The organism is Caulobacter sp. FV2ye17ST (genome assembly GCF_058680955.1).
This window is the reverse complement of record NZ_CM178727.1, coordinates 2,919,956-2,939,809: the sequence shown is the minus strand read 5'-3', so window position 1 is coordinate 2,939,809 and position 19,854 is coordinate 2,919,956. Positions and strand designations below refer to the sequence as shown.

General features: G+C 67.0%; 17 protein-coding genes and 1 pseudogene. 14 read left to right on the top strand and 4 right to left on the bottom strand.

The annotated features are described in order from the left end of the window. Positions 1–6 precede the first annotated feature (6 nt). The 7 genes from ftsZ to ACW17V_RS14030 all read left to right on the top strand — a co-directional run bounded on the left by ftsZ (position 7) and on the right by ACW17V_RS14030 (position 7,344). On the top strand, positions 7–1,545 hold the full coding sequence (gene ftsZ / locus ACW17V_RS14060; RefSeq protein WP_492105708.1) for a cell division protein FtsZ: 1,539 nt from the start codon (positions 7–9) through the stop codon (positions 1,543–1,545). Between the two features lie 129 nt (positions 1,546–1,674). Then, positions 1,675–2,145, top strand: coding sequence for an Lrp/AsnC family transcriptional regulator (locus ACW17V_RS14055; RefSeq protein ID WP_492105707.1), 471 nt, complete (start codon positions 1,675–1,677; stop codon positions 2,143–2,145). Positions 2,146–2,288: 143 nt separating this feature from the next. Continuing rightward, positions 2,289–3,410 (top strand): histidinol-phosphate transaminase, encoded by a 1,122-nt coding sequence (gene hisC / locus ACW17V_RS14050; protein WP_492105706.1) that lies wholly within the window; start codon positions 2,289–2,291, stop codon positions 3,408–3,410. Positions 3,411–3,427: 17 nt separating this feature from the next. Then, positions 3,428–4,498: a 4-hydroxyphenylpyruvate dioxygenase gene (gene hppD / locus ACW17V_RS14045; RefSeq protein ID WP_492105705.1), complete on the top strand. Its 1,071-nt coding sequence runs from the start codon at positions 3,428–3,430 to the stop codon at positions 4,496–4,498. Between the two features lie 152 nt (positions 4,499–4,650). Next, positions 4,651–5,931: a homogentisate 1,2-dioxygenase gene (gene hmgA, locus ACW17V_RS14040; RefSeq protein ID WP_492105704.1), complete on the top strand. Its 1,281-nt coding sequence runs from the start codon at positions 4,651–4,653 to the stop codon at positions 5,929–5,931. Between the two features lie 25 nt (positions 5,932–5,956). Then, complete coding sequence (locus ACW17V_RS14035; protein ID WP_492105703.1) at positions 5,957–6,964, top strand: fumarylacetoacetate hydrolase family protein; 1,008 nt, start codon at positions 5,957–5,959, stop codon at positions 6,962–6,964. Continuing rightward, on the top strand, positions 6,961–7,344 hold the full coding sequence (locus ACW17V_RS14030; protein ID WP_492105702.1) for a Rieske (2Fe-2S) protein: 384 nt from the start codon (positions 6,961–6,963) through the stop codon (positions 7,342–7,344). The genes ACW17V_RS14035 and ACW17V_RS14030 overlap by 4 nt, the downstream gene beginning before the upstream one ends. A 125-nt stretch (positions 7,345–7,469) precedes the next feature. On the opposite strand, the gene ACW17V_RS14025 is transcribed toward ACW17V_RS14030, so the two are convergent. Next, the gene (locus ACW17V_RS14025; protein WP_492105701.1) at positions 7,470–8,978 is read right to left on the bottom strand and encodes a spinster family MFS transporter; all 1,509 of its coding nucleotides are present in this window, start codon (positions 8,976–8,978) and stop codon (positions 7,470–7,472) included. Between the two features lie 338 nt (positions 8,979–9,316). Between ACW17V_RS14025 and ACW17V_RS14020 the strand changes: the two are divergent. Beyond that, positions 9,317–9,465, top strand: a pseudogene (locus ACW17V_RS14020) (hypothetical protein); the annotation flags it as partial. 207 nt (positions 9,466–9,672) lie between these two features. Here the strand turns inward: ACW17V_RS14020 and ACW17V_RS14015 are convergent. Further along, entirely contained in the window at positions 9,673–11,007 is a 1,335-nt protein-coding gene (locus ACW17V_RS14015; protein ID WP_492105700.1) for a spinster family MFS transporter, read from the bottom strand. A gap of 100 nt (positions 11,008–11,107) precedes the next feature. Here ACW17V_RS14015 and ACW17V_RS14010 point away from each other — a divergent pair, with 100 nt between their 5' ends. After that, a complete protein-coding gene (locus tag ACW17V_RS14010; protein WP_492105699.1) occupies positions 11,108–11,734 on the top strand; it encodes a glutathione S-transferase family protein in 627 nt (208 codons plus the stop codon). 47 nt (positions 11,735–11,781) lie between these two features. Here ACW17V_RS14010 and ACW17V_RS14005 read toward each other — a convergent pair whose 3' ends face one another. Then, a complete protein-coding gene (locus tag ACW17V_RS14005) occupies positions 11,782–12,780 on the bottom strand; it encodes an RDD family protein (protein ID WP_492105698.1) in 999 nt (332 codons plus the stop codon). Between the two features lie 599 nt (positions 12,781–13,379). On the opposite strand from ACW17V_RS14005, the gene ACW17V_RS14000 reads away from it, so the two are divergent. The 3 genes from ACW17V_RS14000 to ACW17V_RS13990 are packed head-to-tail and all read left to right on the top strand — an operon-like array spanning position 13,380 to position 17,220. Next, positions 13,380–14,882, top strand: coding sequence for an NAD(P)/FAD-dependent oxidoreductase (locus tag ACW17V_RS14000; RefSeq protein ID WP_492105697.1), 1,503 nt, complete (start codon positions 13,380–13,382; stop codon positions 14,880–14,882). A 2-nt stretch (positions 14,883–14,884) separates the two neighbouring features. Next, positions 14,885–15,313, top strand: coding sequence for a GtrA family protein (locus ACW17V_RS13995; protein WP_492105696.1), 429 nt, complete (start codon positions 14,885–14,887; stop codon positions 15,311–15,313). Beyond that, positions 15,310–17,220 (top strand): hypothetical protein, encoded by a 1,911-nt coding sequence (locus ACW17V_RS13990; protein WP_492105695.1) that lies wholly within the window; start codon positions 15,310–15,312, stop codon positions 17,218–17,220. The genes ACW17V_RS13995 and ACW17V_RS13990 overlap by 4 nt, the downstream gene beginning before the upstream one ends. Here ACW17V_RS13990 and ACW17V_RS13985 read toward each other — a convergent pair. Beyond that, complete coding sequence (locus tag ACW17V_RS13985) at positions 17,190–17,369, bottom strand: hypothetical protein (RefSeq protein WP_492105694.1); 180 nt, start codon at positions 17,367–17,369, stop codon at positions 17,190–17,192. The genes ACW17V_RS13990 and ACW17V_RS13985 overlap by 31 nt on opposite strands. A 242-nt stretch (positions 17,370–17,611) precedes the next feature. Between ACW17V_RS13985 and ACW17V_RS13980 the strand changes: the two genes are divergently transcribed. Then, entirely contained in the window at positions 17,612–18,958 is a 1,347-nt protein-coding gene (locus ACW17V_RS13980) for a sugar MFS transporter (RefSeq protein ID WP_492105693.1), read from the top strand. 141 nt (positions 18,959–19,099) lie between these two features. After that, positions 19,100–19,846, top strand: a complete 747-nt coding sequence (locus tag ACW17V_RS13975) for a hypothetical protein (RefSeq protein ID WP_492105692.1) — start codon at positions 19,100–19,102, stop codon at positions 19,844–19,846. The last annotated feature ends 8 nt before the right edge of the window (positions 19,847–19,854 follow it).

Here is a 19,854-nt window from a genome sequence, read left to right as displayed (position 1 = left end):
GGTTCCATGGCTATTTCTCTTTCAGCGCCGCGCACCACTGAACTGAAGCCGCGTATCGTCGTGTTCGGTGTCGGTGGCGCTGGCGGCAATGCCGTCAACAACATGATCGAGGCGGGCCTCGAAGGTGTTGAGTTTGTGGTCGCCAATACCGACGCGCAGCAACTGCAATTCGCCAAGACCGACCGTCGCATCCAGCTCGGCGTGCAGGTTACGCAGGGCCTCGGCGCCGGCGCGCACCCCGAAGTGGGCATGAGCGCCGCCGAAGAAAGCTTCCCCGAGATCGGCGAGCACCTGGACGGCGCTCACATGGTCTTCATCACCGCCGGCATGGGCGGCGGCACCGGCACCGGCGCGGCCCCGATCATCGCCAAGTGCGCGCGCGAGCGCGGCATCCTGACGGTCGGCGTCGTCACCAAGCCCTTCCACTTCGAAGGCCGTCACCGCATGCGTCTGGCCGACGCCGGCATCGGTGAGCTGCAGCGCTATGTCGACACGCTGATCGTCATTCCGAACCAGAACCTGTTCCGCGTCGCCAACGAGCGCACGACCTTCGCCGAAGCGTTCGGCATGGCCGACCAGGTCCTGCACTCGGGCGTTCGCTCGATCACCGACCTGATGGTGCTGCCGGGCCTGATCAACCTCGACTTCGCCGACGTCCGCACGGTCATGACCGAAATGGGCAAGGCGATGATGGGCACCGGCGAAGGCACCGGCGAAGACCGCGCCCTGATGGCCGCCCAGAACGCCATCGCCAACCCGCTGCTGGACGAAGTCTCGCTGAAGGGCGCAAAGGCCGTGCTGGTCAACGTGACCGGCGGCATGGACATGACGCTCCTTGAAGTTGACGAAGCCGCCAACGCGATCTCGGATCAGGTCGATCCGGAAGCCAACATCATCTTCGGCGCGGCTTTCGACCCGTCGCTGGAAGGCGTGATCCGCGTCTCGGTGGTCGCCACCGGCATGGACGGCGCCTCGATCGCCCAGATCGAACCCAAGCCCGTCACGCGCAACACCACGACCGCGCCTCTGATCGTCGACACGACGCGCCCGGCCCCGCAGCCTGAGCCGGCCCGTCCGGCCTCGCGCTACGAAGCCCGTCCGTTCGACCGCCCGGCCACCCAGCCGACCTCCTACGCGCCCGAGCCCGCCTATGAGCCCGAGCCGGAAGTCGTCGCTGAAGCGCCGCAAGCCGACCTTCATTTCCAAGAGCCTGTCGTGTCCGAGGCCGCCCCCGAGCCTCGCATCACCACCCCGGCGCCGCGCACCGTCACCCGGATCGTCGATCCGATGGTCGATGACGTGGAGGAAGCACCGCTTTACACCGAGCAACACTACGCCGACCGTCAGCCGCAGAAGTCCGGCGGCTGGATGAGCCTGTTTGGTGGTGGTCGCCAGCGCTATGACCAGCAGCCCGCGCCGCAACAGCAGCCGCAGGCCCGTTCGACCTCCAACGCCCGGCCGGCCATGCAGCCGCTGGAAGCGCAGCAGGTCGATGAAGGCGAGGATCTTGAAATCCCCTCGTTCCTGCGCCGTCTGGCCAACTGATCAGCTCGATCAGGTCTGAATTCGAAGCGCCCGGGGTGAAAGCCCGGGGCGTTTTGCTTTTGCGGCGATCCTGGTGTTTGTGGAAGCTGGGTTGGCATTTTCTGCCAGCGGTTTGATCCAGTCGGTCACATGAAACTCACGCGCGCCGATCGCAAGATCCTCCAGATTCTGCAGGAGGACGGCAAGATCTCGAATGTCGATCTGGCCGAGCGGGTGGGGCTGTCACCCAGCCCTTGCCTTCGCAGGGTCAAGCAACTGGAGGCGTCCGGCCTGATCGCCGGCTATGTGGCCCTGCTGGATCGGCGAAAGGCCAAGCTGGACGTCCTGGCCTATGTGGAAGTCCAGGTCGATCGCCACACCGAGAGCGCTGCCGAGGCCTTCCGCGAGGCCGTGTTGCGCGAGCCCGAGGTGGTCGGCTGCTACGTGATGACCGGCGGCTATGACTATCTGCTCAAGGTGGCGGTGCCCAATCTCGACGCCTATGCCGACTTCACGATGAAGCGTCTGCTGAAGATGCCGGCGGTGAAGGACATCCGCTCCAGCTTTGTGCTCGACACCATCAAGGACTCGACGGCCCTGCCGCTCGACTATCTGGACTAACCATCGTTCCGACATATGGCGCCGGGTTCGAGGATCTGGTTGGCATTATCTGGCTAATGTGGGTGCTGTATCGGTCATGATCGACAGGTTCTGACTTCGGGTTCCCGCTATTTTGACCGCTGTTCATTTGAGGAGCGGTTTCCATGCTGGTTGTCGACCAGAAGCCCCTGGCTTCGGCCGTGCCGTCCCCGGTGCGCGCCGCCCTTGAAACGGTCCAGGCCTACAGGTCTGGCATGACCCTGGCGGAAGCCGGCCGTCGCACAGGCCGCGACTCCTTTTCCAAGCTGGCCAGCAATGAAAACCTGCTGGGCGCCAGCCCCACGGTCGTCGCCGCCGTCCAGGCGGCGCTGGCCTCCCCAGAGATCTATCCCGACCCCTATTGCGAGACCCTGCGTGACGCCCTGGGCTCGCACCTGTCGATCGATCCGGCCCGCATCGTGGTGTCACCGGGCTCGGAAGCCCTGATCGACTATCTGTTCCGCGCCGTCATCGCGCCGGGCGAGACGATCCTGATGTCGAGCCCGACCTTCCCGGCCTATGAGATCTTCGCCCGCTGCGCCGAGGCGACCATTGTCGATGTGCCGCGCTTGGCCAATTTCGACCTGGACGTCGAGGCCTTCAAGGTCGAGGCGGCCAAGGGCCCCAAGCTGCTGGTGCTGTGCACGCCCAACAACCCGACCGGCAACGCCCTGACCGGCGTCGATATCGGCGAGATCCTGGCCGTCACGCCGCGCTCGACCCTGGTCTTCGTCGACGAGGCCTATCGCGAGTATCACGAGGCCTTCAATACCTTCGCCCTGCTGGAAGCCTGGGGCGGGCCCTGGGTGTCGGCCCGCACCTTCTCCAAGGCCTATGGCCTGGCCGGCATGCGGGTGGGTTACGGCATCGCTTCGTCAGCCGAGCTGGTCGGCTATCTGGATCGCCTGCGTCCGCCCTTCAACGTCACCGCGATCAGTCAGGCCGCAGCCCTGGCCGCCTTGGCCGATGTCGAACATCTGGAACGGACCGTCGCCCTGACCATCGCCGAGCGCGGCCGGGTCGAGGCGGCGCTGGACGCCATGGGCGTCGAGCACACCAAGAGCGAGGCCAACTTCGTGTTCCTGCGCACCCCGGCCGGCCCCGAGGCCACGACCGCGCGTTTGCTGCAGGAGGGCCTGATCATCCGTCCCACGCCCGTCGCCGGTGGCTGGGTTCGCATCACCATCGGCCGCCCCGCCGACAATGACCGCCTGATCGCCGCCTTGCCGGCGGCTCTCGCTCGCTGAGTTTCGGGAACCACGCCATGTCCATGACCGCCCAAAACCCGCTCGGCCTTGATGGCTTCGAGTTCGTCGAGTTCACCAGCCCCGACCCGGCCGCCATGAAAGCGCTGTTCGAGGCCCTGGGTTTTGTCGCCGCCAGCACCCATCCGACCAAGGCCGTGACCCGCTACAAGCAGGGCCGCATCAACCTGCTGGTCAATGAGGAGACGACCGGCCAGGTCGCCGAGTTCCGCGCCGCCCACGGTCCTTCGGCCAACGGTATGGCCTTCCGCGTCGAGAATGTGGAAGCCGCCTATGCCAAGGCGCTGAAGCGCGGCGCCGTGGCTGCTGACGCGGGCAAGACGGTGCTGGGCGAGGGCGCTCGGGTGCTGGAAGGGATCGGCGGCTCGATGCTGTATCTGGTCGAACGCCACGGCGATCTGGGCACGATCTATGACAGCTGGGACCAGGTTCCCGGCGCGGCCTTGGCTGAGGCCAAGAACAATGTCGGTCTGGATCTGCTCGACCACCTGACCCACAACGTCAAGCGCGGCCAGATGCGCACCTGGTCGACCTTCTATCGCGATGTCTTCGGCTTCGAGGAGCAGAAGTATTTCGACATCAAGGGCCAGGCCACCGGCCTGTTCAGCCAGGCGATGATCGCGCCCGACAAGGCCATCCGCATCCCGCTGAACGAAAGCCAGGACGACCAGAGTCAGATCGAGGAATTCATTCGCCAGTACAATGGCGAAGGCATCCAGCATCTGGCCCTCACCACGCCCGACATCTACGACACCGTCGAGAAACTGCGCGCCCGGGGCGTGAAGCTGCAGGACACCATCGAGACCTATTACGAGCTGGTCGACAAGCGCGTGCCGGGACACGGCGAGGACCTCGAGCGGCTACGCAAGAACCGCATCCTGCTGGACGGCAATGTCGGCGAGGAAGGCCTGCTGCTACAGATCTTCACCGAGAACCTGTTTGGCCCGATCTTCTTCGAGATCATCCAGCGCAAGGGCAACGAAGGTTTCGGCAACGGCAACTTCCAGGCCCTGTTCGAGAGCATCGAACTGGACCAGATCCGCCGCGGCGTGATCACGGTCGAGGCCTGAGGCCAACAAAGCTGTCATCCCGGACAAGCGCGCAGCGCGCCGATCCGGGACCGACGCCTGAGCGCCGCGCTTGCTGCGGTCCCGGATCGGCGCTTCGCTTGTCCGGGATGACAGCGTTAGGGTGTGTCCGAGAAACGAGCCAGGGACCAACCATGGACCTCCGCTACCAATCCGGCTTCGGCAACCACTTCGCCACCGAGGCCGTCCCCGGCGCCCTGCCGGTGGGCCAGAACTCGCCGCAGAAGGTTCCGTTTGGCCTCTATGCCGAGCAGCTGTCAGGCAGCGCCTTCACCGCGCCGCGTCACGACAACCGCCGCAGCTGGCTCTATCGCCTGAGGCCCAGCGCCTGCCACGGCCGCTACGAGCCCTATGCCCAGCAGACCCTTGCCAGCGGGCCATTCGAAGGTCCGGTGACGCCCAACCGTCTGCGCTGGGACCCGATCGAGGTTCCAGCCGCACCGACCGACTTCGTCGATGGCCTGCTGACCCTGGCCGGCAATGGCGATGTGGCCACTCAGGCCGGGATCGGCATCCATCTCTATCTCGCCAACACGTCGATGCAGAACCGGGTGTTCCAGAACGCCGACGGCGAGTTGCTGATCGTGCCGCAGCAGGGCGTGCTGACGATCGTCACCGAGCTGGGCGTCCTGACCGCCGGCCCCGGCGAGATCGCCCTGATCCCGCGCGGCGTGCGGTTTCGGGTCGAGGTCGAGGGGCCGTCGCGCGGCTATGTCTGCGAGAACTACGGCGCGGCGTTCAAGCTGCCGGATCTGGGACCGATCGGCTCCAACGGCCTGGCCAATCCGCGCGATTTCGAGACGCCCGTCGCGGCGTTCGAAGACGTCGAGGTGCCGACGGAGGTGATCCAGAAGTTCCAGGGCGGTCTGTGGGCCAGCCAGTGGGATCACAGCCCGCTCGATGTCGTCGCCTGGCACGGCAATTTCGCGCCCTGCAAATACGATCTCTCGCGCTTCAACACGATCAACACGGTCAGCTTCGACCACCCAGATCCGTCGATCTTCACGGTGCTGACCTCGCCCAGCGAGATCCCCGGCACGGCCAATTGCGACTTCGTGATCTTCCCGCCGCGCTGGATGGTGGCCGAGCACACGTTCCGGCCGCCGTGGTTCCATCGCAACGTGATGAGCGAGTTCATGGGGCTGGTGCATGGCGCCTATGACGCCAAGGCCGGCGGCTTCTCGCCGGGCGGGGCCAGCCTGCACAACGCGATGAGCGATCACGGCCCCGATCTGGCCAGCTGGCAGGGCGCGGCGGCGGCCGATCTGAAGCCGCACAGGATCGAGAACACGATGGCCTTCATGTTCGAAAGCCGCTGGGTGATCCGCCCCACGCGATTTGCGCTGGAGCATTCGTCGCTTCAGGCGGACTATGACGCCTGCTGGTCGGGTTTCCCCAAGGCCGTCCTGCCATAACCATAACGATAACGAGGAAGCGCCCATGAAGCTCGCGTCTCTCAAAGGCGGCCGGGACGGCCGGCTGGTGGTGGTCTCCAACGACCTGGCCTGGTTCACCGACGCGGCGACGATCGCGCCCACCCTGCAGGCGGCGATGGATGACTGGGGACATTGCGAGCCTCTGTTGCGTGGCCTGGCCGAGAGCCTGGAGCACGGCGGCGTTCCCAGGGAGCGCTTCCACGAGCATGACGCCGCCAGCCCCTTGCCCCGCGCCTATCAGTGGCTGGACGGCAGCGCCTATGTGAACCACGTGCAGCTGGTGCGGAAGGCGCGCGGCGCCGAGATGCCCGAGACCTTCTGGACCGATCCCCTGATGTATCAGGGCGCGTCGGACGGCTTCCTGGGGCCGCGTGACGAGATCCCGCTGGCCGACGCCGCCTGGGGCTGCGACCTGGAAGGCGAGATCGCCGTGATCGTCGGCGACGTGCCGCTGGGCGCGACCCGGGCGGAGGCCCTGGCCGCCATCCGTCTGGTCATGCTGTGCAACGACGTGTCCCTGCGCAACCTGATCCCCGATGAGTTGGCCAAGGGCTTTGGCTTCGTGCAGTCCAAGCCGGCCAGCGCCTTCTCGCCGGTGGCGGTGACGCCGGCCCTGCTGGGCGACGCCTGGAAGAACGGCAAGCTGCATGGGCCGCTGCTGGTCAGCCTGAACGGCGAGGATTTCGGCGCGGCCGACGCGGGGGTCGACATGACCTTCGACTTCGGGACCCTGGTCGCCCACGCCGCCAAGACCCGCGCCCTGTCGGCCGGCACGATCGTCGGCTCGGGCACGGTCAGCAATCGCGGCGTCGACGAGGGGCCGGGCAAGCCGGTGGCCGAGTGCGGCCTGGGCTATTCGTGCCTGGCCGAGCTGCGCACCGTCGAGACCCTGGTGCACGGCAAGGCCAGGACGCCGTTCCTGCTGGGCGGCGACACCGTCCGCATCGAGATGAAGGACGCCAAGGGCCACACGATCTTCGGGGCCATCGAGCAGACGGTCGAGCGGGTTTGAGTTCAGACGGCGATCCGGTCGAGCCGGCAGGACGGGTCTGGGCCACGCGGGCCGGGATCGGTCTTGGCCCGCTGGACCTGATCGCCGACGGCAAGGCCCGCAATTACGTCCTGCAGATCGGCGACAGGCGCTTCCACGGTTTCGTGGTGCGCCAGGGCGAGGCGGTGTTCGGCTATGTCGACCGCTGTCCGCACCAGGGCCTGCCGCTGGCCCAGCAGCTTGACCAGTACCTGACGCCGGATGGCGGGCTGATCGCCTGCTCGTGGCACGGGGCGATGTTCACGGTGGAGGCGGGGGTCTGCGTGGGCGGGCCGTGTGTGGGGGCGCGGTTGTCGCCGTGGCCGGTTGAGGTTCGCGAGGGGCGGATCGTCACCGCCTGACGCCGCAAAAAAGCTTGTCATCCCGGCCGCAGCGAAGCGGAGCGCCGGGACCCAGGGGCCGTTGCAATGCGATTGCCCCTGGGTCCCGGATAGCCTCTGCGAGGCTTCTGGGATGACAAGTTGTTTTAGGCTTGAGCCACCGCCCGTTCCTGCATGTGCTTGACCATGCCGATGGCGGCCAGGGCGTAGTGCAAACCGGCCCAGGCGTAGAAGCACAGCGAGACGATGATGCCCTGCTGGCTGGCGAGCGCCAGGGTGGTGCGGCACTGGTCGGCCAGCGCGACGGGCGAGCCGGCCGGGGCCACGCCGCCGGGGCAGGCGGCGGCGAAGTTGGTCGCGGTCTCGGGCAGAGCAAACGAGCCAAACAGCGAGGAAATCAGGCCGCCGGCGTTCGGGGTGTTGAAGTTGTACTGGGCCAGGTGGTCGATCAGCCAGCCGGTGAACACCGGCCCGCCGCCCAGGGCGATCAGGTTCAGGAAGAAGAACAGGATGGCCGTGGCCGTGGCCCGGCGACGCGGATCGACCGAGTTCTGAACCACGCCGAAGGTCGGGGCCAGGTAGACATAGTGGAAAATGCCCGGGACCAGCAGGATCAGGGCCGTGGCCTGCCAGTTGGTCTGCAGATAGGCCAGGATGTAGATCGGGGTGCAGATCAGCAGGCCCAGGGCCGGCGTCAGGGCGTACCACTTGGCGCTCTTCTTGCCGGCCCAGTCGCTGAGGAAGCCGCCCACCAGGGTGCCGACCCCGGCCGAGAAGCCGCCGATCAGGCCGGTGATCAGGCCCACCTGCGCCAGGTCCAGGCCAAAGGCCCGCACGAAGTACGAGGGCACGAAGGCGCCCGAGCCATAGGAGCCGAACGAGGCGATGGTCACGCCCAGCACCATGTGCAGGACCGGCCACTTGCCAAACAGCACCTTGGTCACGGCCCACATTTCGCGGAACTCGTTGGCCATCGAGAAGACCGGCTTCGGCGGTTCGACGACGACGTCCTCGGCTTCCAGCGGGTGTTCCTTCATCTCGGAGTGGCCGCGGGGCGGCTCCTTGACCACCATCTTGACGATCACCGCCAGCAGGATGCCGGGCAGGCCGACGATCACGAAGGCGACGCGCCAGCTGAACTCCTGGGCCAGCCAGCCGCCGGCCACCGCGCCGAACATGGTGCCCAGCGGAATGCCGAACGAATAGATCGACAGGGCCGTGGCCCGCTGCTTGGGCGCGTAATAGTCGCTGATCAGCGAGTGGCTGGGCGGCGAGCAGCCCGCCTCGCCGATGCCGACCCCGAAGCGATAGGCGGCCAACTGGGCGAAGCTGGCGGCGCTGCCGCACAGGGCGGTGAAGCCCGACCAGATCACCAGCGACACCGAGATGATCGTCACCCGGTTCCAGCGTTCGGCCAGCCGCGCGATGGGGATGCCCAGCAGGGTGTAGAGCAGGGCGAAATACAGGCCCCCCAGCAGGCCCAGCTGCGTATCGGTCAGCTTCAGGTCGACCTTGATGGCCTGACCGATGGTGGCGATGATCGTGCGATCGATGAAATTGAAGGTGTAGGTGGCGAGCAACAGCCCCAGCACCGTGGCCTTGTAGCCGTTGGAATACAGCGGTTTGGTCCCGCTGGACGCAATCGCGTCTGCCATGCTGGCGCTCTCCCTTCAAACGCTTGTTCTAATTGTTGAGCCGACTGTAGACGCAAGGGAAGTCGAAGCGCCAGAGGGGATTTTGTGGCGGCCTTCAAGGCTGCGGGGGACACGGCGCCGCGACCTCGCGCGGGAGCCGCCGAAGGGATGGAAAGGGTCGCGGAGCGTCCGGACCACGTCCGGATGAAAGATAGAGATTACCGTTTCGACGAAGCCGTCCGCTCCGCGTGACCGGTTCACAAGAGCCTGCGCTTGGGCGGTATTGTGACGCCTCGTACGCTCCCAGCCCCAGACGGGCGGCGTGAATAGCGTTCACGCCGGACCGCGAGCCATTACGCCCGCCTGTCCCCGCTCGATCACCCCCCGCCGCCGCAATGGTCGCTGGCCTTGCGCCCTTTCCCCGCGACGAGGTGGGTACAGAATACGGGAGGTTTTAAGGGGGCTGCGTCGATTGTCTGGGCGCCCGCAGGCATGCGCAGGAGCGTGACGCTAAAAAGCCCGTCATCCCGGGGCTCGTCCCCGGGACCCATGGGTCGGCCGCACGGTCGGTGGATCATAACCCTCTGACGGAGCAACGGAACGATGGGTCCCGGGAACAAGTCCCGGGATGACGGGGATTTTGTGGGAGGCTCGTGATCTCCCCCTTCAGGGGGAGGATTTGCGCCGCCAATCCCCGTTCGTTCGCGGGGATAAGCTACCCCACCATCTCCTCGCGGATGGTCTTGCGGGCGGTCCAGAACAGGCCGAACGCCACCACGCCCAGCGAGGCCGACAGGATCAGCGCCCAGCGCACGCCCTGCGCCTCGCCCAGTCCGCCGGGCCCGGCCAGCACGTCGCTGAGCAGGCCCACGGCCACGGGACCGATCCCCAGGCCGATCAGGTTGATGGTCAGCAGCAGCACCGCCGAGGCCGTGGCCCGCATGTGGGGTTCGACGATGCTCTGGGCCGTGGCGTAGACCGGCCCGTACCACAGGGTGCCCAGCAGGGCGTTGATGGCCAGCAGGCCGATAGCGGCCATCGGGGCGTCCAGGCTGACGGCGGTGATGAAGATCGGAATGGTGAGCAGCGAGGCGATGGCCGGCACGGTGACATAGGCGCGCAGGTCCTTGGCCCCCAGCCTGTCGGCCAGGACGCCGCCCAACCAGGCCCCAACCACGCCGGCCGTGCCGCCGATCAGGCCCAGGGCCAGACCCAGGAAGCCGGCCGACTTCAGGCTGAAGCTCGCGGCCAGCTGGGCGATCTCGGGGCCGTGATTGCGGAAGAAGAACGAGGCGATGAACGGGGCGTAGCCATAGCCAATAAAGGCCTTGATCGAGGCGGCCAGCGCCACCAGCCAGAAGGTCTTCTTGGTGGCCAGCACCGCCAGGGCGGCGGCGAAGCTGATCTGCGAGGCGGCGCGGGCGGCGATGTCCGAGGCCAGCTGGCGGCGGGGCTCGATCAGGGTGAAGGCCGCCACCAGGGCGAAGACGATGCCCGGCGCGCCGGCCACCATGAAGGCGACCCGCCAGCCATAGGCGTCGGCCACGAGGCCGCCCATGGCCATGCCAACCAGGGTCCCGAGCGGCGTGCCGATCGAATAGAAGGCGATGGCGCTGGCCCGCTTTTCCTTGGGCACATAGTCGGTGATCAGCGAGTGGGCGGGCGGCGTGCAGCCGGCCTCGCCGACCCCCACGCCAATGCGCGCCAGGATCAGCTGCCAGAAGTTCTGGGTGAAGCCGCACAGCACGGTAAAGCCGCTCCAGACCGCCACCGACACGCCGATGATCATCGGCCGGTTCCTGGTCTCGGCCAGCCGGGCGATCGGGATGCCCAGCACGGTGTAGAAGATCGCGAACGCCAGGCCGGTCATCATGCCCAGCTGCCAGTCGGCCAGGCCCAGGTCGCGCTTGATCGGCTCGGCCAGGATATTGACCACCTGCCGGTCCAGGAAGTTCAGCGTGTAGATGATCAGCAGCACCCAAAGGGCGTAGCGGCGATAGCCGGTCGAGACGGGGTTGATAACCGGCGACGGTGTGGCCGTTTCCGCCATGGACGCTCTCCCTCGAACAGTTGTTCTAATTATTGTCGCCACCTTAGACGCAGGCTAATCGGAATGGCTACCCGCCATCTGCCGCAAGGGAACACGCGTCATGGAAATCGTCATCGGCACCCGCAAATGGTCAAGCTGGTCGATGCGACCCTGGCTGGCGCTCAAGCACACCGGCGCGCCCTTCACCGAAACCCTGATCCAGCTGCGCCAGGTCGGGCTGTCGGAAGAGATCGGCAAGCACTCGCCCAGCAATCTGGTGCCGGTGCTGAAGGACGGCGACCTGGTGCTGTGGGACTCGCTGGCCATCTGCGAATACCTGGCCGAGGCCTATCCGGACGCGGGCCTGTGGCCCAGGGACAAGGCCCTGCGCGCCTTGGGCCGGTCGGTGGCGGCCGAGATGCATTCGGGATTCGGCGCCCTGCGCACCGAGTGCCCGATGGAGCTGGAGACCCGCGACAAGATCATCGACCTGTCCGAGGCGGCCCAGAAGGACATCCGCAAGATCGTCGCCCGCTGGAACCAGTTGCTGGCGCGTACGGGCGGGCCGTTCCTGCTGGGGGCGTGGTCGATCGCCGACGCGTTCTACACGCCCGTGGCGACGCGGTTCGCGACCTATGGGATCAGGCTGGGCGACTACGGCGATGCGGGTCCGGCCCAGGCCTACTGCGATCGGTTGCTGGCGACGCCGGAGTATCTGGCGTGGGAGCGGGACGCGCTGGCGGAGTAGGGGGGCTAGGGCGGATCGCATCGTGATTCCGCCCCAGTGCGCAGGTTCTACGGCTTCCCGGGGCCGCTGCTTTCAGCTTTCACCACCGGCGGGGGCGTTTTGAGGGGCAATGGCTTCGGTTCGAAGTCATTACTAAAAGAGCGCCATCCAGACGCGATGCCGATATCGTAGCCATAGGTCAGCGTTACTCTGACCTTCTGCCCGGGCGCGAGCCGATAGGCCGAGGTTGCGACGCGGCCAATTCGTTCGATGGCGGCGGCCTGATCCTTGGGCCAGACGCGCAGTCTGGCTGTGACGATCAACGTTCGGGTTGTTTCCCGCGAGCCGCTGGATCCGAAGAAAGTGTTCGTATTGTCCTGTACGCTGGCGCTTAGGACGTCGGGAAGAGCTGCGACGGAATCCTGCGGCGCCGTCAGCGAATTGATCGTTGCCAGGAGACCCTTGGGTACGAAGTAGCCGCTCAACTGAGCCGCCCCTGCGGTCAGAATGACTACGGCAAGCGCCAGGACGATCGCGCCGCGCGACTTGACCGCCGGAGGCTCTACGACGTCAGCACGCACCACGACGGCGCCCGAAAGGAGATCGTGCACAAGCCGGCGGGAGGGGCGGTTGAACAGCAGGAGGATGATCTGCGCAAAACTCACGCCGAACACCAGCGTCACGGCGCCGACATTGTAGATCGTCGCCCAAAGCGGATCTTTGAGCTCCACCAGCATGCCGTTTAACATTAATGGCGCTTGCAGGATCAGCGCCCGCCACAGCGAACGTAGAAGGCCGAGCGGCCGACCATTCAACGCCACGACCTTTACGCCGGTCACGCGCATTCCAAGCGTTCGCGAACCACCCACGCCACTGGACAGGAAACCGAAATACGCCATTCCGATCGCCAGACCGATCAGGCGTGTCGGACCGTCCAGCGCAGCCAAGGCGTCAAACATCAGGCTTCCGGCGCCATAACCGACCAAGCCCAACAAAAGGCCGTCGATCAGAAAGCCGGCTAGCCGCCGCCAGAATCCCGTCCAAATGGATTTCGCATTCTCTTCCATCGCGTAAGCCCCCTGATACGCCACGTGACACGCCCCCACAGCGCCTGCGTGTAACTTGCCAGTACGACGGCTAAGGCGCGAGTCGTTACTGGGATAGCTCTTTTTAGGGGGGATTATTCCGGCGTCGGCATCTCAGAAATCGAACGCTGTGTCGAAATCGCCTTCGCTTGATAGCCCACCAAGCGGACGCCCCGGGGTCCCGCTCATCCTTAAATCTCCTAGAGGCTGCAGCGTGCCGGTCTGACCAGGTTGGTCAAGGACGGCCCTTCGGGCCGCCGCGGAGCGGCCGGTCGTAGACCGGTCCTTGAGCAACCAGGTCAGACCGGCGATCGTCTCGCCGTGAGATTTAAGGATGGCTCCTTCTCACGGGCGAGAACGGGTCTTCGACAACCGCACTCTCACTAGTCATCCCGGCGCTCCGCTTCGCCGCCCTGGATGGCAAGCGTCGGTGCGCGATAACGGCGATGGAGGGCGCCGTGTCCCGGCCACGCCGCGGCCCATCGACCCGCGTTCACGATTAACGGGGATTCACCACGCCTGGCTGCTTCGTTTTAACCAAGCAGGGCCATTGTCGTCTCGAAACGGGATTGGAAATGGACATGGCCCAGCACGTCGAAACCCTGGTGATCGGAGCCGGCCCGGCAGGTCTGACGACCGCTTACACCCTGGCGAAAGCCGGGCGGGGCGTGACCGTGCTGGAGATGGACCCGGTCTATGTGGGCGGCATCAGCCGCACCGTCGACTACAAGGGCTTCAAGTTCGACATCGGCGGCCACCGGTTCTTTTCCAAGAGCAAAGAGGTGGTCGATCTCTGGAACGAGATCCTGCCCGACGACTTCATCGACCGTCCGCGCCTGTCGCGCATCTATTATCGCGAAAAGTTCTACGCCTATCCGCTGAAGGCCTTCGAGGCCCTGGCCAATCTGGGGATCTGGACGGCCGCGCGCTGCATGGCCTCGTTCGGCTGGGCCAAGGCGCGTCCGATCAAGGACCCGACCACCTTCCACCAGTGGGTTCGCAACCAGTTCGGCGAGAAGCTGTTCTCGATCTTCTTCAAGACCTACACCGAGAAGGTGTGGGGCATGAGCTGCGACGAGATCTCGGCCGACTGGGCCAGCCAGCGCATCAAGGGCCTGGACCTGGCCGCCGCCATCATCGACGGCGTCAAGCGCTCGCTGGGCGTCCGCGCCAAGGTGACGGCCGAGGGCGCGCCCAAGACCCTGATCGAGAGCTTCCGCTATCCCCGCAAGGGCCCTGGCATGATGTGGGAGGCCTGCGCCGACAAGATCCTGGCCCTGGGCGGCCAGCTGCGCATGGGCCGCAAGGTCGATGGCCTGCACTATGACAAGATCGCCAAGATCTGGACCGTTTCGGTGACCCGCGCCGATGGGACGGCCGAGATCTACACCGCCGACGACGTGGTCTCTTCGGCCCCGCTGCGCGAGCTGATGCAGGCCGTGTCGCCCACGCCGATCAGCCTGTTCCACGCCGGCGAGCTGATGTACCGCGACTTCATCACCGTGGTGCTGATCGGCAAGCCGCAGAAGGAACTGCCCGACAACTGGATCTATATCCACGACCCGTCGGTGAAGGTGGGCCGGGTGCAGAACTTCCGCTCGTGGTCGCCGGAGATGATCCCCGACGGCGTCTCGACGTGTCTGGGCCTGGAATATTTCTGCTTCGAGGGCGATGGCCTGTGGATCTCGAGCGACGAGGACCTGGTCGCCCAGGCCAAGCGCGAGATCGCCAAGATCGGCCTGATGAACCCCGACGAGGTCTATGACGCCTGCGTGGTGCGCCAGCACAAGGCCTATCCGGTCTATGACGACGCCTATGCCGAGCACATCAAGATGATCCGCCTGGATCTGAAGATGCACTTCCCGGGCCTGCATCTCGTCGGCCGCAACGGCATGCACAAGTACAACAACCAGGACCACGCCATGATGACGGGCCTGCTGACGGCCGAGAACATCATCGCCGGCGAGACCGTCCACGACGTCTGGGAAGTCAACGAAGACGCCGAATATGGCGAGGCCGGCGTCTCGGGCGCCCGCGAGGCGCTGAGCAGCGTCCGCGCCGTGCCGCGCAAGGTCGCCGCCTGAGCATGAGCCTGCTGGCCGATCTCTGGCGCCGCCTGCCGGTTGGCCTGCGCGAACTGGGCCTGTACGGCCTGGCCAGCGCGGCCGCCCTGGCGGTGGACTGGGGGCTGCTGCTGGTCCTGCATGGGGCGGGGCTGAACTATCTGCTCGCCACGGCCATCGGCTTTTCCGCCGGCATCGCCGTGACCTATGGCCTGAGCGTGTCGGTGGTCTTCCGCCATCGCCTGATCGCCGACCGCAAGCGCGAGTTCGCCGGCTTTCTGGGCGTCGGCATCGCGGGCCTCGTTTTGACCCAGCTCCTGATGGCCCTGTGGGTCGAACGACTGGGCCTGGCGCCCGGCCTGGCCAAGATCCCGACGGCGGGACTGGTCTTCATCTTCAACTTCACCGTCCGGCGGGCGCTGCTGTTCCGCGCGCCTCGCGCCTCGGCGTGAGCTTCGGGGCCTTGAGCGGGCAGGGGACCTCGCGGATCGGCCGCTGGGCGTTCCTGGCGGTCGCCGTGTCGTTGATGGCGCTGAGCCGCGTGCATCTGGGCCTGCGCCATGACGCCCGGCTCTATTTCGGCGACGCCCTGGCCCGGCTGGACCCGCAAGGCGTCGGCCGTGACGTGATGTTCGCCCATGACGGCCAGTTCGGCTTCAGCCTCTACACGCCGGCCCTGGCCTGGCTGGTGAAGGGCCTTGGTCTGGACGCCGCCGTGACGCTGGTCAGCGGCCTGGGCCTGGCCCTCTGGCTGGCGGCCCTGCTGCTGCTGATGCCGCGCCTGCTGGCCGACCTGCCGGTCGTCTGGCGTCGCGCCGCGACCGTGCTGATCATCGTGGTCGCGCCCTATTACGGGGCGCACGAGGTCTTCGCCTATGGCGAGGCCGTCGCCACGCCCCGCATCCTGGTCGAGGCCGCGGGCATGGCGGCTTTGGCCGCGTGGCTGTCCGACCGCCGCTGGCTGGCGGGCGGGATGCTGGTGGCGGCCATGGCCCTGCACCCGATCATGGCCCTGTGCGGCTTGGCCGTGCTGTTCGTCGCCCTGTGCCTGGAAGACCGCCGCTGGCTGCTGGCCGGACTGGCTGGCGCGGTGGTGCTGGCCGTCGCGGCGGCCCTGCGCCTGCCGGTCGCCGAGCGGCTGCTGCTGGTCATGGACCCGGTCTGGCGGGCGATCAGCGAGGACCGCAGTCCCACCGTCTTTGTCTCCCTGTGGCCGGCCGAGGCGTGGGGACGCCTCGCCGTGCAGGCCGTGACCCTGGGTCTGGCCGCCGCCCTGAGCCAGGGCCCCGTCCGCCGCCTGATGACCGCCGCCCTGATCGCCGGACTGCTGGGCCTGGGCTTTGCCTGGATGGCCGACCGCCTGTCGCTGGTGCTGCCGATCCAGATCCAGGCCTGGCGGACCCTGGCCCTGATGGCGATCTTGGGCGCCGCCGGTCTGGCGGTCTGCGGGCGTGAACTGGCGAAGCGCGGTCCCACCGGCGTGCTGGCCCTTTGCGCCCTGATCATCGGCTGGACCTATATCGGCTGGGGCGCCATCGCCCTGATCGCCGCCGGCGTGGCGCTGGCCGCCGCGCTGATCGGCGACCGCGCCGCGTGGAGCGCGCCCAGACGCGCCGCTGGCGTGATGATCGGGCTGACCGGACTGATCCTGCTGGCCTGGATGCTGGTTCGGCTCAAGGCCCTGCAGCAGGGCTTGGCCGTGCTGCCGGCGGGGCAGGGCGTTGGTCCCGGCCTGATCTGGAACACCGGTCTGCCCGGCTGGATCGCCGCCGCCGGGGCTCTGATCCTGGCGGCGCGACCCAAGCTGCTGAAGCCCTGGTCGACCGCGCTGGGCGCCGCCGTTCTGGCGATCCTGGCCCTGATGCTGTGGGACAGTCGCTCCGACTTCATGCGGCAGCGCAACGCCGGCCCCGATCGGACCCTGCAGACCCTGCTGGCCACACGGCCGGGCGAGATCCTGTGGCTGGCGGGCGACGTCGAACCCTGGACCCTGGCGGGCCGCGCCAGCTGGGCCAGCAAGTTCCAGAGCGCCGGCGGCGTGCTGTCGCGGCCGCTGGCGGTGGTGCTGAACGACCGAATCGATCGGCTGATCGCCGCCGGGCTGGTCGGTGAGGACTGGCGCGCCCCGTTCGGCGCCGCGCCATCGACGCCGAAAGTCCCGACGTTTGAGCAGGTGTCAGCGGTGTGCGCGGGCGCCGGCGCTCCGGCCTGGATCGTGGCGCCTTTGGCGCCGGGGACCGGGGTCGATCCGGCGCTGGACGGTCGCCTCTGGGCGCCGCGCGCCCCGTATGAAGCCGACCTCGGCGGACGCTGGTTCGTGGCGACGCGCTATGCGGCGATTCCCTGCGCGGGCCGTTGAGCCACCTCGCTTGAACGGTCCCGCAGCGCCTCGGGCGTGCGCAGCGACCGCGCGCTCCAGCAGACCAGATGCACGAACAGGTCGATCAGGCCGATGACGGCCGCGACCGCGAAAATTCCCGATGTCATGATGATGACGAGGGTCGTCATGGATGCTCTCCCCAGCTGTGAAAATAACCGTGCGCAGAGCGTTTGGTTCCGTTCGGGAAAGCCCTGAAATCCATGCTGCGGCGCACCCTCTCTTGACAACGTTGTCACGTCTGGACGCAATGCCGCGTCCCGAATGACGGACAGGGGAGTGAATCATGACAGGCTTGGGGTGCGGCGCGCAGTGGCGCGTCACGGTGAATGGATCGGCGCAAGACCGGTCACCACAGGACGAGGTCTGACCGATGGCGAACGCTGCAACCACTCCCAAGAGCAAGGGCGTCGGCCTGGCCGTCGTCTATGTGACCTGCCTGTTCTTCATCTGGGCCCTGGTCACAAACCTGCTGGACCCGCTGCTGAAGACCTTCAAGACGGTGTTCACGCTGACCCCCGTCGAGGCCAGCCTGACGGGTTTCGCCTTCTTCATCGCCTACGGAATCATGTCGCTGCCTTCGGCGGCTTTCCTGTCCAAGATCGGCTACGCCAAGTCGGTGATGGTGGGTCTGGGCGGCATTGTCGCCGGGTGCTTCATCGCCATTCTGGCAGCCAAGCTGCACATCTTCGGCGTGTTCCTGGTCGGCCTGTTCGTGATGGCCTCGGGCGTCACCCTGCTGCAGGTGGCCGCCAACCCGCTGATCGCCTCGATGGGCAAGCCGGAGGAATCCTCGTTCCGCCTGAACCTGTCGCAGGCCTTCAACTCGCTGGGCGCGGCCTGCGGCCTGTGGTTCGGCGCCAACTTCCTGCTCAAGGGCGACATCTTCAAGAAGGACGTGGTGGTCACCGATGTCCTGCGTGAACAGGCCCTGGGTTTCGTCTCAAACGTCTATTTCGCCATCGGTCTGGGCCTGGCCCTGTTCATCCTGCTGATCTACCTGGTTCGCCAGAAGATCACCGACGCGGCGCCGAAGACGGGCCAACTGGTCAACCCCTTCACCGCCCTGACCTCCAAGTGGGCGAACCTGGGCGCGATCGGCATCTTCCTTTATGTCGGCGCCGAGGTGGCGATCTCGCTGCACCTGCTGCTGTTCCTGGAACAGACCCGCATCCTCGACATCCCGTCCGAACAGGCCGGCAAGCTGACGACCTTCTACATGGTGTTCGCCATGATCGGTCGTTTCGGCGGCTCAGCCCTGCTGAAGGTGGTCAAGGACTACTTCCTGCTGGCCTTTGTCGCCGTGGGCGCCATCGCGCTGTGCCTGGTGGTGATCCTGACCAAGGACATGGCGCCGACCGCCCATGCCGGCACGGTGAACCTGCTGCTGGCCTCGGCGCCGCTGACCAGCGGTCTGATCCCGGCCTTCGCGGCTCTGCTGATCGGCCTCTTCAACTCGATCATGTTCCCGACCATCTTCACCCTGACCCTGCAGCGGTCCTCGGCGCCGACCTCGGCGACCTCGGGCCTGCTGTGCATGGCCATCGTCGGCGGCGCCTTCCTGCCGCTGGCCTTCGCCAAGCTTGAGGAAATGACCGGTTCGATCTCGATGGGCTTCATCGCCCCGCTGGTCTGCTACTTCTACGTCCTGTGGTTCGCGTTCGCCGCCAGGAAGGCGCCCGTGCACGAGATCACCGAGGAAGTGGTCGGCGGCCACTAGCCGCCAACCACCCGAAGACCTGCTGACGCCCGTCGACGCCCTCCAGCGTCGGCGGGCGTTTTGCTGTCCGGGGCGCCACGATCCTGACGCGGCGGCGTGATGTTCAGAGGCTGACGAGTTCTGGTCAGTTATGGATTTGCGATGCGCGGGAGAGCGGCAGGCCCGAGGACGGAACGCCGCAAGCCGGCCGGGCGAGGCCGCCTGCTGGCGGTGGCGGTCAGCCTGGCCGCCCACGCGCTGGTCCTCACCGGCCTGCTCCTGTCGCGTCCCGCCGCGCCGCCCGTCGAGCCGGAGTCGATCATCGTCTCGATGGTCGAGCCGCCCGCGCCGCCGCCGCCGCCGCCTCCACCTCCGCCCGAGACCGCGCCGAAGACGCAGGCGCCGGCGCCGGCCAAGGCCGCCCGTCCACGCAGTCCGGCCCGGCCAACGCCCGCGCCGCCGGATATTGAGCCGATCCAGGCCGCCAGGGTCGCGACGCCCGAGCTGGTGGCGGGTCTGGGCGAGTCCGATCTGGTCGGCGCGGCCACCGCCGGTTCCGGCTCGGGCGGCGGCGAAGGTTGTAACATGGTGCGGCTGCTGCAGACGGCGCTGCGCAAGAACCCCCGGGTGCAGGCGGCCGTGGCCAGCGCCCATCCCGAGACGATCCGCGCCGGTCGCGCCATCCTAGTCTGGAACGGCGACTGGGTGAGGACGAGCAGCCAGGAGGGCAAGGGTCTGGCCGGCATCCGCCAGGCCATCGCCATGGAGGTCGCCTTCGCGCCCGAGGCCTGTCGCGCCGAGCCGGTGCGGGGCCTGGTGCTGATCTCGCTGAAAGACGGTCCCGGCGCGGCCCGCCTGGCGCTGGGGTCGCGCGCGTGGCGCTGGTCGGACCTGCTGTTCGCGCGCTGAGCCGGCCG